The sequence below is a fragment of the Vibrio ruber DSM 16370 genome, from assembly GCF_900163965.1.
GTDB classification, from domain to species: Bacteria; Pseudomonadota; Gammaproteobacteria; order Enterobacterales; family Vibrionaceae; genus Vibrio; species Vibrio ruber.
In genome coordinates, this window is the sequence record NZ_FULE01000069.1 from 1 (window position 1) to 15,015 (window position 15,015).

The 15,015-nt window shown below is 46.7% G+C and carries 15 protein-coding genes and 2 pseudogenes; 9 read left to right on the top strand and 8 right to left on the bottom strand.

The genetic code is table 11. The annotated features are described in order from the left end of the window. The 7 genes and pseudogenes from VR7878_RS21150 to gloA form a co-directional block, all read left to right on the top strand. Nucleotides 1-303: pseudogene (locus VR7878_RS21150) on the top strand (electron transport complex subunit RsxC); the annotation flags it as partial. Continuing rightward, nucleotides 303-1,349 (top strand): electron transport complex subunit RsxD, encoded by a 1,047-nt coding sequence (rsxD, locus tag VR7878_RS19615; protein ID WP_077337670.1) that lies wholly within the window; start codon nt 303-305, stop codon nt 1,347-1,349. The pseudogene VR7878_RS21150 and the gene rsxD, both read left to right, overlap by 1 nt. 8 nt (nt 1,350-1,357) lie before the next feature. Beyond that, entirely contained in the window at nt 1,358-1,993 is a 636-nt protein-coding gene (gene rsxG, locus VR7878_RS19620) for an electron transport complex subunit RsxG (RefSeq protein WP_077337671.1), read from the top strand. Then, a complete protein-coding gene (locus tag VR7878_RS19625; RefSeq protein ID WP_077337672.1) occupies nt 1,990-2,688 on the top strand; it encodes an electron transport complex subunit E in 699 nt (232 codons plus the stop codon). Before rsxG ends, VR7878_RS19625 begins: the two co-directional genes overlap by 4 nt. A 67-nt stretch (nt 2,689-2,755) precedes the next feature. Further along, nucleotides 2,756-3,388: an endonuclease III gene (nth, locus tag VR7878_RS19630; protein WP_077337673.1), complete on the top strand. Its 633-nt coding sequence runs from the start codon at nt 2,756-2,758 to the stop codon at nt 3,386-3,388. 16 nt (nt 3,389-3,404) lie between these two features. Then, a complete protein-coding gene (locus VR7878_RS19635; protein ID WP_077337674.1) occupies nt 3,405-4,154 on the top strand; it encodes an FCD domain-containing protein in 750 nt (249 codons plus the stop codon). A 162-nt stretch (nt 4,155-4,316) separates the two neighbouring features. Continuing rightward, nucleotides 4,317-4,733: a lactoylglutathione lyase gene (gloA, locus tag VR7878_RS19640; protein WP_077337675.1), complete on the top strand. Its 417-nt coding sequence runs from the start codon at nt 4,317-4,319 to the stop codon at nt 4,731-4,733. Nucleotides 4,734-4,826: 93 nt separating this feature from the next. On the opposite strand, the pseudogene motY reads toward gloA, so the two are convergent. Further along, nucleotides 4,827-5,645: pseudogene (gene motY, locus VR7878_RS19645) on the bottom strand (flagellar protein MotY); the annotation flags it as partial. Between the two features lie 276 nt (nt 5,646-5,921). Here motY and rnt point away from each other — a divergent pair. Then, nucleotides 5,922-6,578 carry a ribonuclease T gene (rnt, locus tag VR7878_RS19650; RefSeq protein WP_077337683.1) on the top strand — a complete coding sequence of 219 codons (657 nt, stop codon included), beginning with the start codon at nt 5,922-5,924 and terminating at the stop codon, nt 6,576-6,578. 33 nt (nt 6,579-6,611) lie between these two features. Then, nucleotides 6,612-7,940 carry a Na+/H+ antiporter family protein gene (locus tag VR7878_RS19655; RefSeq protein ID WP_077337677.1) on the top strand — a complete coding sequence of 443 codons (1,329 nt, stop codon included), beginning with the start codon at nt 6,612-6,614 and terminating at the stop codon, nt 7,938-7,940. Nucleotides 7,941-8,069: 129 nt separating this feature from the next. Here the strand turns inward: VR7878_RS19655 and purF are convergent, their stop codons facing one another. The 7 genes from purF to VR7878_RS19690 form a co-directional block, all read right to left on the bottom strand. Further along, nucleotides 8,070-9,584 carry an amidophosphoribosyltransferase gene (purF, locus tag VR7878_RS19660; protein WP_077337678.1) on the bottom strand — a complete coding sequence of 505 codons (1,515 nt, stop codon included), beginning with the start codon at nt 9,582-9,584 and terminating at the stop codon, nt 8,070-8,072. Between the two features lie 37 nt (nt 9,585-9,621). Then, on the bottom strand, nt 9,622-10,113 hold the full coding sequence (locus VR7878_RS19665; protein WP_077337679.1) for a CvpA family protein: 492 nt from the start codon (nt 10,111-10,113) through the stop codon (nt 9,622-9,624). Nucleotides 10,114-10,175: 62 nt separating this feature from the next. Continuing rightward, entirely contained in the window at nt 10,176-10,712 is a 537-nt protein-coding gene (locus VR7878_RS19670; protein ID WP_077337680.1) for an SPOR domain-containing protein, read from the bottom strand. Between the two features lie 6 nt (nt 10,713-10,718). Next, nucleotides 10,719-11,981 (bottom strand): bifunctional tetrahydrofolate synthase/dihydrofolate synthase, encoded by a 1,263-nt coding sequence (folC, locus tag VR7878_RS19675; RefSeq protein ID WP_077337681.1) that lies wholly within the window; start codon nt 11,979-11,981, stop codon nt 10,719-10,721. Nucleotides 11,982-12,017: 36 nt separating this feature from the next. Further along, a complete protein-coding gene (accD, locus tag VR7878_RS19680; protein WP_077337682.1) occupies nt 12,018-12,932 on the bottom strand; it encodes an acetyl-CoA carboxylase, carboxyltransferase subunit beta in 915 nt (304 codons plus the stop codon). A 129-nt stretch (nt 12,933-13,061) separates the two neighbouring features. Next, nucleotides 13,062-13,898 carry a tRNA pseudouridine(38-40) synthase TruA gene (truA, locus tag VR7878_RS19685; protein ID WP_077337684.1) on the bottom strand — a complete coding sequence of 279 codons (837 nt, stop codon included), beginning with the start codon at nt 13,896-13,898 and terminating at the stop codon, nt 13,062-13,064. 128 nt (nt 13,899-14,026) lie between these two features. Beyond that, nucleotides 14,027-15,015: FimV/HubP family polar landmark protein (locus VR7878_RS19690; RefSeq protein WP_306345811.1), on the bottom strand; the 989-nt coding region annotated here is incomplete at its 5' end.

The following is a 15,015-nucleotide window of genomic DNA, read 5'->3' on the forward strand; positions in this document are numbered from 1 at the left end:
CAAACCGCTGCCGCTACAACAGAAGAAACCCAATCCGCACCGGCTGAGGACACACCTGATCCGAAAAAGGCCGCCGTTGCCGCTGCGGTTGCCCGTGCCAAAGCCAGAAAAGCACAGCAACAATCTGAGTCGCCAGCGGAACAAACCGCTGCCGATACAACAAAAGAAACCCAATCCGCACCGGCTGAGGACACACCTGATCCGAAAAAGGCCGCAGTTGCCGCAGCGGTTGCCCGTGCCAAAGCCAGAAAGGCACAACAACAATCACAATCATCCGCGTCTGATACGGAGGAAAAAGAGTAGTGGCATTTTTTATCGCAAGTTCTCCGCACACGCATCAAAAACGCAGCACTTCAGATTTAATGAAGTGGGTTGCGATTGCGGCTTGTCCCGGGCTTATCGCCCAAACCTATTTTTTTGGCTGGGGCACATTCATTCAGCTTATTTTCGGTATTCTCGTCGCAGTCGGACTGGAAAGCCTGATCATGAAAATTCGTCAGCGTTCTCCAGTTGCCGCTCTCAGAGATTACAGTGCATTAGTCACGGCCTGGTTGCTCGCAGTTGCGATTCCGCCTTTGGCACCATGGTGGATTATGGTGATTGGCTTAATTTTTGCGATTGTGATAGCCAAGCAGCTCTATGGTGGCCTTGGACAGAACCCGTTTAATCCGGCAATGATTGGCTATGTTGTGTTGCTGATCTCTTTTCCTGTCCAGATGACCAGCTGGCTTCCTCCACATTCACTCTCTGCAGAAAATATTTCATTATCTGATGCGCTTTCAGTTATTTTCAGCGGATTTGATGATCACGGGCTCTCCCTGCAACAGCTACGGCTCAGCATCGATGGCGTCACCATGGCAACGCCGCTAGACGCAATCAAAAATGGATTTCGGACAGGTCATTCAATCGCTGATGTATTAACGCATCAGCAATTCGGTACCATTGCCGGGATTGGCTGGGAATGGGTCAACTTCGCCTACCTCCTTGGTGGTCTGCTACTGATTCGGGTTCGGGTAATCCAATGGCATATTCCGGTTGCTTATCTCTCCGGATTAATTGTAATTAGCAGTCTGTGTCAACTGTTTGGGGTCGAAACGACCACATCGCCATTGATCCACCTCTTTTCCGGAGCCACGATGCTTGGTGCATTCTTTATCGCAACCGACCCGGTGACAGCGTCAACCACGGTCAAAGGTCGCCTGTTCTACGGTGCGTTTATCGGGGTGATGATCTTTATTATTCGCAGTTGGGGAGGATATCCTGACGGGATTGCTTTCGCTGTCATTCTCGCCAATATGTGTGTACCGTTGATCGACTATTACACACAACCAAGAACCTACGGACACTGAGGGGCACGATGTTAACTGCAATACGAAAAAATGGCGTGATCCTCGCAGTTTTTGCCTGTGTATCAACCGGTGTGGTTGCGATCACCCATTACTTGACCCAAAACAGAATTGAACAACAGGAACAAAAACAGCTCCTCACGATTTTGGCTCAGGTCATTCCACCGCAAACACACGATAACATTCTTTCCGAGGCGTGTACTGTTGTGAATCTTCCCTATTTAGCCAAGCAACCGCCACTACATGCTTACATTGCCAAACAAAATAGTGTACCTACGGGGTTAGCCATTGAAACGATTGCACCCGATGGTTACAACGGTGCTATTAAACTGATTGTCGGGATAAATAATCAAGGTGTAATTACCGGAACTCGCGTTCTTGTCCACCATGAAACCCCCGGTCTCGGAGATAGAATTGATCGCCGTATCAGTGACTGGATACTGGGATTTACCGGTCAACAAGTGACAGCCGAAAACGAATCGCAGTGGAAAGTGCGTAAAGATGGCGGACAGTTTGATCAATTCACGGGCGCAACCATCACACCAAGAGCTGTGGTGAAAGCCGTTAAGAAAATCACGCTATTTGTTGATCAAAATCGAGAGCAGCTTTATCGTCAACCCTACAATTGTCACGGAGGCCAATCATGAGTCAATCACAGGTATTGATGAAAAATGGTTTGTGGAACAACAACCCCGCCCTAGTCCAGTTGCTCGGGTTATGTCCGCTGCTCGCAGTATCTTCAACGATTACCAACGCGCTGGGGCTGGGAATTGCGACGCTTGCGGTACTGGTCAGCTCCAATGTTACCGTTTCTCTGGTTCGAAACCATGTGCCGAAAGAAGTGCGGATTCCGGTATTCGTGATGATCATTGCAGCACTGGTCACCTGTGTGCAACTGTTGATGAATGCATTTGCATTTGGTTTGTACTTATCATTAGGGATCTTTATTCCGCTGATCGTCACCAACTGTATTATTATCGGTCGCGCTGAAGCATTCGCCTCTAAAAATGATGTACTGCCCTCCGCCTTAGATGGATTCTGGATGGGAACGGGAATGACCAGCGTTTTGGTTGTGTTAGGGGCCATTCGCGAGCTGCTCGGTAACGGCACCCTGTTCAATGGTGCTGATCTGTTACTGGGAGAGTGGGCTAAAGTTCTCCGGATAGACATATTGCATCTGGACAATAGTTTTTTGCTTGCACTACTCCCTCCGGGCGCATTTATCTGTGTCGGTTTTTTAATTGCATTAAAAAGCTGTATTGATAAATATCTGGCTTCTCGTCAACCAAAACAAACCAAACCACAGATTGAGAGAGCCCGGGTCACGAAAGTGACTCAATAATCACAACCACAGAATTAACAGCCATGACACTTCAGTCATACTTATTTCAACCGGAAGCAACAGCGTCATGAATAAGCTAAAGCGAATCGAAATTCTCGAACGATTACGGGAAAATAATCCCAACCCACAAACTGAACTCAATTGGAATACGCCCTTCGAACTCCTGATCGCTGTACTGCTTTCAGCCCAGGCGACCGATGTGAGCGTCAACAAAGCCACCGATAAGCTATATCCGGTTGCTAATACACCGCAAGCGATTCTGGAACTGGGTGTTGATGGGCTGAAAGACTATATCAAAACCATCGGCTTATTTAATTCTAAAGCTGAAAACGTCATCAAAACCTGTCGGATTCTGCTCGAAAAATATCAAGGTGAAGTACCGGAAGACCGGGATGCGCTGGAATCACTGCCCGGCGTCGGACGTAAAACAGCCAATGTCGTTCTCAACACGGCTTTTGGCTGGCCAACGATTGCCGTTGATACCCATATCTTCCGTGTGTCCAACCGAACCAAATTGGCTCCGGGCAAAAATGTCGACGAAGTTGAACAGAAATTACTGAAAGTCGTTCCGAGAGAATTCAAAGTCGATGTACACCACTGGCTGATTCTGCATGGTCGCTATACCTGCATCGCCCGCAAGCCACGCTGTGGCAGTTGTATTATTGAAGACCTATGTGAGTTTAAAGAAAAGACTGAATAATGAAAGAGATGGCGCTATGAATACCTCGATTACGCCCCCGAAACGTCTTTATCAGGAAATCGGTCTGATTCTTCAGCAGCGCATCCTTTCCGGGGAATTTAATCTCGGTGATCGTTTGCCGCCGGAAAGAGACATTGCCGAAGCCATGCAGGTCAGCCGCTCAGTCGTCAGAGAAGCGATTATCATGCTTGAACTGCAAGGGCTGGTCGAAGTACGCAAAGGCTCCGGGGTTTACGTGATTGCCCTGTCCATCCAACCCCAACAACACCCGCTGGCATCCCAACCCAAAACACGCTCGGATATCGGACCATTTGAACTGTTACAAGCTCGTCAGATCATTGAGAGCCAGATTGCCAGTTTTGCAGCGACAAATCTCACTAAAAATGATTTTTCGAAACTTCGCGAAGCTTTGGATATTGAACGGAAGCAGCTTGAAACCGGTCATGGTGACTACGATGGTGATGAACAGTTTCATTTAGCCATCGCCCATGCCTCACAAAACAGTGTGTTATGCGACATAGTCCGGGATCTTTGGCAACGCAGGGATGAAAGCCCGATGTGGCGTCAGCTTCATGTCCGCATCACTAATGAAAACTATCGAAGTGCCTGGCTGGAAGACCATGAGAAAATCCTGTTTGCCCTGCAAAGACGTTCTCCCGAAGCAGCAAGAGAAGCAATGTGGCAACATCTGGAACATGTCAAACAGACTTTATTTCATTTATCTGATGCCGACGACCCACAGTTTGACGGATTTCTCTTCCAGTAAATCAACATATTCACCCGTTCAACGAGCAATTTGTTGCGAACATTCCCCAACTGGAACAGCGGTGACATTTGCGCTTGTTTGCCATGTTCTTTAAACTGATACAACCGCTCGTCATCAGATGAGCGACTCAAAAATAATATCCAGTCATTTCAGGAGTAAGCAATGTCTAACAACCGAATTTTACATACCATGTTACGTGTCGGAGATTTAGAACGCTCAATCAGATTTTATACCGACATCATGGGAATGAAATTGCTGCGTAAAAATGAAAATGCGGAATACAAATATACACTCGCGTTTGTCGGCTACAGCGATGAGTCAGAAGGTGCCGTTATCGAACTGACTTACAACTGGGGCGTTGAAGAATATGATTTAGGCAATGCCTACGGTCATATTGCTATCGGCGTTGATGATATTTATCAGACTTGTCAGGCGATTAAAGATGCAGGTGGCGACGTCACTCGTGAACCGGGTCCGGTCAAAGGCGGCACAACCCATATCGCATTTATCAAAGACCCGGATGGCTACATGGTGGAATTAATTCAGAATAAACAGGCGAGTGCCGGTCTTCAGGGTTAATCAATTCGCAGTAAGATGATTCTCGTCATCAAGACAAACAAACCACTGATGCAACAGGCAGCGAACGAAGCTGCCTGTTTTTTATGTCGGGAATTACACTTGTGTCCGGCCTAACGAAATGACCACACGGCGATTCTTTTCTTTACCAATCGGTGTCATGTCATTGGCAATCGCCCGACGCTTACCATATCCTTCTACCTGAATCCGATTCTCCGGCAATCCCAGTGATTTGAAATAGTCACGCAGCACTTCTGCACGTTTCTCAGACAGGCTCTGGCTTTCATTCTTTGAACGGGAACCATCGGTATAGGTGGAAACCAAGACCAGATCAATGTCCTGATTATAGCGAATATATTCCGCAATTTGAGCCAAACGCTTCTGCGATGCTTTATTCACCTGAACACTGTCCCGATTATAATGCAATATCGTAAACGAAATATCGTCAAAACTATACGGCAACAAACGACTCAGGCAATTGCTAAAATCATTGAACTTGCTGTGGAACAAAACCGAAGATAACGATACCTCAATCAAACGATCCCGATCTTGCCACTCTTCATAGCTGAATGTCGGATTACGCCCCTTCTCCAGCTCACTGAGTAAATTCCAGGCTAACTGACCGCCGATGTAACCATCGAACTGTTTAAAAAATTTCAAATGCGAGACCGGTTCCGCTCTGTCTCCCGGACGCCATGCCGGTGGCATCGACACCAGAGATACATTGCGGGTTTCCCCCATCGGACGCAGCATCTTCAATTCAAAATCGAGATTCAACTTTTTACTTGCCCGGGAAGAAAACTCAGCATTACCGTAAGACGGGATCGGATGAACAAGCCGACACTCAAGCGGCGTATCAGACACCATTTCCCATTTTGATTGCTGGGGCGTTGCCACATAATGCTTTTGCAACGCATATCCGACATTCCCCCAGAGACTCAAAATAGCTCCTAAACTGGCAATCAACCCATACTTTATAGACATGTTATTCTCTCAAACATCAGGTTCCCAAACAGACAACTGAAGTGGCACCTTCTTGCCACATCACGTTGGAACATGAAAGGAAATGCAAAAACCTCGCCACTCTTGCGTTGCAACCCATAACCCTCAACATTTTAATCAATATCTGCGGTTTTTATCAGGCGTATAATCTGCAATAATGCGAGCCCTGATATATAGGTTATGGTCAAAATGACGGAAGTAAACAACACACCACGTTTAAAAAATCGCTTTCGGGGATATCTGCCCGTTGTCATCGATGTCGAGACAGCAGGCTTTAATGCACAAACAGATGCCCTCCTTGAGATTTGTGCCATCACACTCAAGATGGATGCAGAAGGACAACTTCAACCGGCAACCACGCTCCATTTTCATATCGAGCCATTCGAAGGTGCCAATCTGGAAAAAGAAGCACTGGAGTTCAATGGTATTTACGACCCATTCAGCCCGCTTCGCGGAGCTGTCAGTGAAATGGAAGCCCTCAAAGAAATCTATCGGCAAGTGCGCAAAGAACAAAAAGAAGCGGAGTGTAGCCGGGCAATCATTGTCGCCCATAATGCGACGTTCGACCATCGCTTCGTGATGGCTGCCAGTGAGCGCTGCCACCTTAAACGAGTGCCTTTTCATCCCTTTGCCACATTCGATACCGCGACGTTAAGCGGTCTCGCCTATGGGCAAACCGTACTGGCAAAAGCTTGTCGTACCGCTGGCATCCCATTTGATAACAAAGAAGCGCACTCAGCACTTTATGACACTCAGAAAACCGCTGAGCTTTTTTGTGGGATTGTCAATAAATGGCAGGCCTTAGGCGGATGGCCGTTACCCGATGCCGAACCAGAACAAAACTAAACTTCATTCAAAATATTACAACACGAGAATCGTATGAATCCTGTCGTTATTTCAGTCTGTATCATGCTGATACTTGCACTGCTTCGTGTGAACGTTGTCGTCGCACTTACATTTAGTGCGATCATTGGCGGACTTGTTTCAGGCATGGGCCTGAATGAATCGGTCGCTGCGTTTGAAAGCGGCCTTGGCGGTGGTGCGACGATCGCACTCAGCTATGCCATGCTCGGTGCATTTGCCGTCGCTATCTCTAAATCCGGCCTGACCGATTTGGTCGCCCATACAGTGATCCGAAAAATTCATGGTAAAGAGCAGCAGGAAACGCAAACCGGACTGAAATATGCGATTTTGACCGCGCTGGTGCTGGTAACCATGTCTTCCCAGAACATTATTCCGGTTCATATCGCATTTATTCCGATTCTGATTCCGCCACTATTGGGCGTTTTTGCCAAACTCAAGTTAGACCGCCGTCTGATTGCCTGTATTCTCACATTCGGCCTGATTACGCCTTATATGGTTCTTCCTATCGGTTTCGGGGGGATTTTCTTAAGAGATATTCTGCTGAAAAATCTGCAGGAGAATGGCTTGGTCAATGTCACGGCGAGCCAGATTCCGGCAGCGATGTTACTGCCCGGAGCCGGGATGCTCTTTGGGCTGTTCGTTGCGGTTTTCTTTAGTTATCGCAAACCCAGAGAATACCGTAAAACCGAATTGACCGTTGTTCACACCGATTCAGAACATACCATTAATGGCCGATATATTATGACGGCAGTCGTCGGTATTATTGCGGCTCTTGGTGTGCAATTATCTACCGGTTCGATGATTATCGGTGCCCTCACTGGCTTTATGGTCTTCAACTTCGGCGGGGTCATTGCCTGGAAAGAGACCCATGATGTCTTTACGAAAGGCGTTCATATGATGGCAATGATCGGCTTCATCATGATTGCTGCCGCAGGCTTTGCCGCAGTCATGAAACAGACTGGCGGGGTCGAATCACTGGTTGCATCTCTGTCTCATACTATCGGAGATAATAAACCGTTAGCCGCCCTGCTGATGCTGGTCGTCGGTCTGTTAGTCACCATGGGGATCGGCTCTTCATTTTCGACCATCCCGATTATTGCAACGATTTATGTTCCGCTGGCAGCTGCTTTTGGTTTCTCACCGATGGCCACAATCGCCTTGGTCGGCACAGCCGCAGCACTCGGTGATGCTGGTTCTCCGGCCTCTGATTCGACACTTGGCCCGACATCGGGGCTCAATGCAGACGGACAGCATGAGCACGTCTGGGAAACCGTTGTTCCCACATTTATTCACTACAATATCCCGCTGATTATCTTCGGCTGGATTGCGGCAATGATTCTGTAGCTTTGATAATATTCTTGTATCGCACTGAATTTTAATCCCATAAAAAGGCTTCCATCAGGAAGCCTTTTTCATCATACCACTCAAATTGTAAATTTTATTCTGAGTAATACTGTTAGAGCATTAAGAGCCTCAGTTTTCTTCATTATAGAGTTCGAGACTGGCCAGCTCTTGCTGAATCTCTTTTTGCTCTTTGGCGTCATCGTTTCGCATCGCTTCCAGATAATCCAGATAATCCTGATCAATATCACCCGTCACGTATTCACCGTTAAAGACCGAGGTTTCAAAGCGGCTGATATTTGGATTACCGATACCAACAGCACTCACGAGATCTTCAATTGTCTGGAAAATTAATGCATCGGCACCGATTTGACGGCAGATAGATTCATTATCCCGACCGTGAGCAATCAGTTCATTGGCACTTGGCATATCGATTCCGTAAACATTCGGGAAACGAATTTCCGGGGCAGCAGAAACCATATAGACTTTCTTAGCACCAGAATCGCGAGCCATTTCAATGATCTGTTCTGATGTCGTACCCCGGACAATTGAATCGTCCACCAGCAGCACATTTTTATCTTTAAATTCAGAACGAATGGCATTGAGTTTTCTGCGCACTGACTTACGACGTTGCTGTTGACCCGGCATAATAAATGTCCGGCCGACATAACGGTTTTTAACAAAACCTTGTCGATAAGGCTTATCCAGCGCCTGTGCGATTTGCAATGCAATGTCACAAGACGTTTCAGGGATCGGAATCACAACATCAATATCGAGATCCGCGTAATCCTGCTGAATTCGCTCACCCAATTTTTTGCCCATTTCGACCCGCGCACTATAGACAGAGATTTGATCAATGAATGAGTCGGGACGGGCAAAATAAACAAATTCAAAAATACATGGATTCAACTGAGGATTATCAGCACACTGATGTGTATAGAGCTCACCTTCAAAGGTGACATAAACGGCCTCCCCGGGAGCAACATCACGCATAAATTCGAATCCGACCGCATCCAATGCAACCGACTCAGAAGCAACCATGTACTCCGTACGTCCGCCAACATCGCGTTTACCCAGACATAGTGGACGAATACCGTTTGGATCCCGGAATGCAATCATGCCATGGCCGATAATCATCGCAACGACAGCATAAGCGCCTTTAATCGTACGGTGAACACTGGCAACGGCTCTGAACACATCTTCAGTCGTTACATTACCTTTAACCGTATCAATTTCATGCGCCAAAACATTCAACAACACTTCGGAGTCAGACGTTGTATTAACATGACGACGGTCTTTCTCAAATAACTTATCACGGACATGCTGGGCATTGGTGAGATTACCATTATGAGCCAGTGTGATACCAAACGGTGAGTTGACATAAAAAGGCTGCGCCTCGGATGCACTTGAACTCCCCGCTGTCGGATAACGAACATGCCCAATGCCAACCGTTCCTTGAAGGCGCTGCATATGCTTTGCAGCAAATACATCTGTAACCAATCCATTTGCCTTACGCAGACGAAAACGATTGCTATCTATGGTACAAATACCAGCGGCATCTTGGCCGCGATGCTGCAACACGGTCAAAGCATCATAGATGGACTGGTTGACAAGCGTTGAACCAACAATTCCAACAATACCACACATGTCTTAATCCTCGATTTGCGACATTATACCGGCCGGTTTATACCGTACCGGTAAGAAAACTAGATGATGTTTTCAAATGCTCGAAAAACTGCACAATAATCCACCGAAATTGTGGCACTAATTGTGAGTTTTCCCACCATTTTGAACTTGGAAACGCAGTAAACGCATCCATAAAAAACAGAAGCGCAGCAATGATCAGCACGCCTCGGAGTCCGCCAAACACCACCCCAAGAACCCGATCAGTCCCTGAAAGCCCCGTTTTTTGTACAAGCTGGGCAATAACATAATTCACCAACGCACCAACGATTAATGTTGCAATAAACAACGTCGCAATCGCAGCACCATTGCGGAACATGTCATCCTGAATATTCGTATAATAAACAGCCAACTTTGGGTAATAGTGGCTTGCAATAAAAAATGCAAGTAGCCATGTTCCCAGTGACAACGCCTCTTTCGCAAAACCACGAATCAGGCTGATCAGTGCTGACAGGCCAATCACACTTAAAATGACAATATCTAACCAGTTCATACATTCACTCATTCTAAGATGGCGCGCATTCTAACAGAAAAAATGGCGACGCAAACGTTTTCTTACGGATTTAGTGGCTTAAATTTGAGCAACTGGCCCTTTGCACCGGTAATTTTTTCCAATTCTGCCAGTTGTCTTTCCATTTTACTTTTTGAAACATCAGGTCCGATAATCACCCGTGTATAACCATTTTCTTGTTTGGTATGCGCCTGATAACCTCGTTTTTGCAAGTCTGCTACGAGTTTTTTCGCATTGTCACTATTTTTGAGAGCCATCAGCTGAATAATCCAGCCGCTACTCTGAAAATCATCTGAGTCAGACGATGTCTGAACCTGAACAGCAACCGTATCATTCGCTGAAGTCTCATCTGTATTTTCTTGCACTGAAACGGGTGAATCAGGTACAGAAAGCTGATCGGTTTCCGGCTCTAAAATTTGGTACTGTTCTGTTTTTTGTTCGACATCGGGCTTCAGTGGAATACTGGCAACATCTTCTTTGTAGTGTGATTTTTGCCCATCCAGAATATCCGGAAGAATAATGACACCAAGTGCAACCAATACAACGGTTCCAACTAAACGACTTTGGAATCGACTTGCCATCTCTGTTTACACTCCTCGTTTATTCCAAAAATCCAAAACTTCTCCAACGGTATAAAACGAACCTGCGACGATAATGACATCATTTTCATCTGCTCGTGTCATCGCTGTTTTAAAAGCCTGAACGGGTGATTCATAGGTTTGACTAGGAAGGGGAATATAGCGATTCAACTCGCTGGCGAAAGCAGCACGCGGCCCGCTCAGAGATGCAGGATACCAGTGATCAACAGCCGGTGATAACGCGGTGATCGTTTCCTGAATATCTTTGTCATGTAACATACCAATGACCAGATGAATTTTTTTATCAGAGAAACGCTGCTTCATTTGCGATGCCAGATAGTGGGCAGAATGCGGATTATGTGCAACATCAAGAATAATAACCGGCTGCTGACTAATCTGCTGCATTCGGCCAGGCAGGGTCGCACTCGCCAAGCCCGCAACAATATCCATATCACTGATATCTAACCCGGCGCATCCAAGCGCCATCAAAGCGGTTGCAGCATTGGGTAACGGCAATTGCGGCTTCGGTAAATCACGGAGATCAAAAGCACCATGCTGCCAATGCCACCCATCTTCTGCAAGCTGATAATCAAATTGAATCCCGACCTGAAAGAATTCAGCGCCGATTTCATCGGCATAGGCAGCAACGGTTGCCGGTGGATGAGGTTCACCACATATCGCCGGCCGGCCGGCCCGGAAGATCCCCGCTTTCTCATACCCAATCTGCCCCAAGTCATTCCCCAGCCAATCAATATGATCGATAGCTAAGCTTGTGATCACCGAAACATCATGCTCAACAACATTAGTCGCATCTAACCGGCCACCTAAGCCAACTTCCAGAATTGCGACATCGACTTGCTCTTCTTGCAGTAACCGCAATGCAGCAAGCGTCCCGAACTCAAAAAAGCTCAGACTCGTCGTGCCACGCTGTTTTTCGATAAAATCAAAAGCACACGTATGCTTTTCATCGGCTAATACCTTGCCGTTGATTCGGACGCGTTCGTTATAACAAATAAGATGCGGGGAACTATAGACGCCCACCGAGTATCCCGCAGCAAGCAGGATAGCTTCAAGAATCGCACAGGTAGAACCTTTACCATTTGTACCGGCAACCGTAATAATCGTTGGTGCAGGCTTTAAAAGGTTAGCTCTCTGAGCCACGACCTGAACACGATCAAGGCCTAAATCTATGGATGAATGATGGATACTGGATAAGTAATCAAGCCACACCGATAACGAAGATGTGGCTTGTGGTATAGCGTTCTGACTCATTAAACAAGCATAGTATTGATATATGGGAGAACTACTTTACTCTTTTTTTTCGGCTTCGGGTACCGCATAAGTGTTATCATTTCCCGATTCTGTAGCTTGTGCTGGGTAATTCATCATCTTACCCAACAGGCTTGCAACCTGAGACCGCATTTCACGGCGGTCAACAATCATATCAATCGCACCATGCTCCAGCAAAAACTCACTGCGCTGAAAGCCTTCAGGAAGGTCTTCACGTACCGTCTGCTCGATCACGCGACGTCCGGCAAACCCAATTACAGCTTTCGGTTCACCAATATTAATATCTCCGAGCATCGCCAAACTTGCCGAAACCCCGCCCATGGTCGGGTCGGTCATGACAGAAATAAACGGCAGGCCATTTTGAGATAAACGCTCCAGCGCAGCACTGGTTTTTGCCATTTGCATCAGAGACATTAATGCCTCTTGCATTCGGGCACCACCACTGGCGGAAAAACAGATCAGGCCGCACTTGGCTTCAATTGCAGCTTCTACGGCTTTGACAAAACGAGCCCCAACCACAGAGCCCATTGAACCCGCCATAAAAGAAAACTCAAACGCACACGCAACGAGAGGATGACCATACAGCTCCCCTTTCATCACGACTAAGGCATCTTTTTCACCGCTGGTTTTTTGCGCTGCAGCGAGTCGCTCTTTATAACGTTTTGAATCTTTGAATTTTAATTTGTCCTGCGGTTCCAGCGTCTCACCAATTTCGTGGCGATTATTTTCATCAAGAAATTTTTCCAGACGGCGACGCGCACTCATCCGCATATGGTGGTTACACTTGGGACAAACTTCTAAATTACGTTCTAGCTCAGCATAATAAAGGACTTGTTCACAAGACGTACACTTTGTCCAGACACCTTCAGGAATCGATGCTTTTCGCGAACTGACAATATTGCTTTTCTCTAAAATTTTTTCAAGCCAACTCATGTGGAAGACCCTTACTCCTCTCCCTTGCAACGGCAAGAGAAAATTATTCGACAATAAACACCCACAGGATTAAATCACATAAACCTCGGTATGTTGATAAAAAACTGGTTGTACCTTCGTGAAACGACGTTACAACAACCTGAATTCATGATTTGAACCGGACTCACACGATTCGTTCAATGCATCAGGTAAAAATAACGGACCAACGGGTTGCTCCGGTAGATTGAATGCTTGTGGATACTCGACTTCAACCAAATAAAGTCCCTCTGCTTTTGCGGTTGCAGCAGCAAGTTTCCGATCTTTAGCATCTAATAGCCATTGAATCCATTCAGGTTCTTGTTCACCTCTGCCGACAGCAATCAGACTCCCCGCAATATTTCTGACCATATGGTGTACAAACGCATTGGCTTTAATATCAATCACAACATAACGATTGTGGCGAGTGACTTGTAAGTGCATGACATTCCGCCACGGGCTACGAGACTGGCAATGAACAGCTCTGAAAGAGGTAAAGTCATTCTCCCCTAACAACAACTGTCCTGCTCGGTGCATCCTTTCCACACATAAATCACCATGATAATGGCTGACACCCGCCGATAAAATGGCTGGGCGTAAATTATCATTATATATCACGTACCGATAGCGTCTCGCTATCGCAGAAAAACGAGCATGAAACGAATCCGGAACTTCCTGTGCCCATCGTACAGCAATATCCCGAGGTAAATTTGCATTCACACCCATCGTCCATGCTGCGGTCTTTCGCTGTACATCGGTATCAAAATGGACAACCTGCCCCGTACCGTGAACCCCGGCATCAGTCCGGCCGGCACACTGAACCTCTATCGGATGGTTCGCGACTTGGCTCAACGCTTTTTCCAAAGCCTCCTGAACACTAGGAACCTCCCGCTGCCGCTGCCAGCCATAATAATGAGCGCCGTGATACTCAACACCTAGAGCGATTCTCATCATCTACATCTCTTGTCAAACAGGGGCGGCAGTATAATCGTAAATTGAAAAAATTTCTAATCCACAACAACACTTGTCACCTTCATTCCACAAGAGAACAGCACAACGTGGATCAGGTCACTCATGCGTTAACTTCTTCGGTTCAGCCCGTCAATCAAGCGTTTTGCAGCCTGACGAATATCATCATTGCCATCAACAATCGCTTCTTCCAGCAATTTCACTGCTCCGGCTTCATCATTCATTTCGATATAAATCTTGGCAAGATCCAGCTTTCCTGCTGCTTCTGCATTGCTATCAACATCAACATTAGTGATATCTCCGATAACATCCGGGAACTCATTTAACCCAACATCCAGTTTGAGATCGACCTCTTCAAAAGGATGTTCATGTCCTTCAACCTGAGACATAAGCTCATCGATAGTTAAATGACGCTGCTGTCCAGACTCGTTATAGAATAAGTCATCCTGAACTTCCCAATCTTCCGAATCAGCCTGAGGTTCATCTGTTTGGTTCTCAGTTCGCCAGACATCCAGCTCTTCTTCCGGTACTTCATCAGGAATCGATGCTTGTTGTTCCGGAGAAAGCTTGAATCCATTCCAGTCTTCTCCGCCCATACTCAGCATCGAATCGAAATCCATCCCTGCACTGGCGATCCGATCTTCATCCAGATTTGGCTCAAAAACATACTGATCCGGCTCAGCGTTTTCATCTAACAACTCACCCAACGTATCTTCATCAATAGACGTTCTCGGGAAATGCTCAAGGCCGGTCTCTTCATCAACAAAGTCAGATGGTTCGCTAGCGAAGTCAGTTTCTGCAGCGACATCCGGTGCATCATCCGCGATAAAATCAGATAAGTCATCAGGCTCCGATTGCTCGGGCGCTGGCTCATCTGCATCAGTCTGCGGCACATCAGATTCGTTCAGCGCTGCAAGTTCATCAAATTCAGGTAATGCGTCATCAGCGATAAAATCAGATAAGTCGTCAGGCTCCGGTTGTTCGGGCGCTGGCTCATCTGCATCAGTCTGCGGCACATCAGATTCGTTCAGCGCTGCAAGTTCATCAAATTCAGGTAATGCGTCATCAGCGATAAAATCAGATAAGTCGTCAGGCTCCG

What these genes read in the sequence shown, in the direction of transcription:
- rnt (WP_077337683.1), top strand. Translation starts at nt 5,922, where the DNA reads ATGACGGAAGTAAACAACACACCACGTTTAAAAAATCGCTTTCGGGGA.
- VR7878_RS19625 (WP_077337672.1), top strand. Translation starts at nt 1,990, where the DNA reads ATGAGTCAATCACAGGTATTGATGAAAAATGGTTTGTGGAACAACAAC.
- VR7878_RS19635 (WP_077337674.1), top strand. Translation starts at nt 3,405, where the DNA reads ATGAATACCTCGATTACGCCCCCGAAACGTCTTTATCAGGAAATCGGT.
- rsxG (WP_077337671.1), top strand. Translation starts at nt 1,358, where the DNA reads ATGTTAACTGCAATACGAAAAAATGGCGTGATCCTCGCAGTTTTTGCC.
- nth (WP_077337673.1), top strand. Translation starts at nt 2,756, where the DNA reads ATGAATAAGCTAAAGCGAATCGAAATTCTCGAACGATTACGGGAAAAT.
- gloA (WP_077337675.1), top strand. Translation starts at nt 4,317, where the DNA reads ATGTCTAACAACCGAATTTTACATACCATGTTACGTGTCGGAGATTTA.
- VR7878_RS19670 (WP_077337680.1), bottom strand. Translation starts at nt 10,712, where the DNA reads ATGGCAAGTCGATTCCAAAGTCGTTTAGTTGGAACCGTTGTATTGGTT.
- VR7878_RS19665 (WP_077337679.1), bottom strand. Translation starts at nt 10,113, where the DNA reads ATGAACTGGTTAGATATTGTCATTTTAAGTGTGATTGGCCTGTCAGCA.
- purF (WP_077337678.1), bottom strand. Translation starts at nt 9,584, where the DNA reads ATGTGTGGTATTGTTGGAATTGTTGGTTCAACGCTTGTCAACCAGTCC.
- folC (WP_077337681.1), bottom strand. Translation starts at nt 11,981, where the DNA reads ATGAGTCAGAACGCTATACCACAAGCCACATCTTCGTTATCGGTGTGG.
- VR7878_RS19655 (WP_077337677.1), top strand. Translation starts at nt 6,612, where the DNA reads ATGAATCCTGTCGTTATTTCAGTCTGTATCATGCTGATACTTGCACTG.
- accD (WP_077337682.1), bottom strand. Translation starts at nt 12,932, where the DNA reads ATGAGTTGGCTTGAAAAAATTTTAGAGAAAAGCAATATTGTCAGTTCG.
- truA (WP_077337684.1), bottom strand. Translation starts at nt 13,898, where the DNA reads ATGAGAATCGCTCTAGGTGTTGAGTATCACGGCGCTCATTATTATGGC.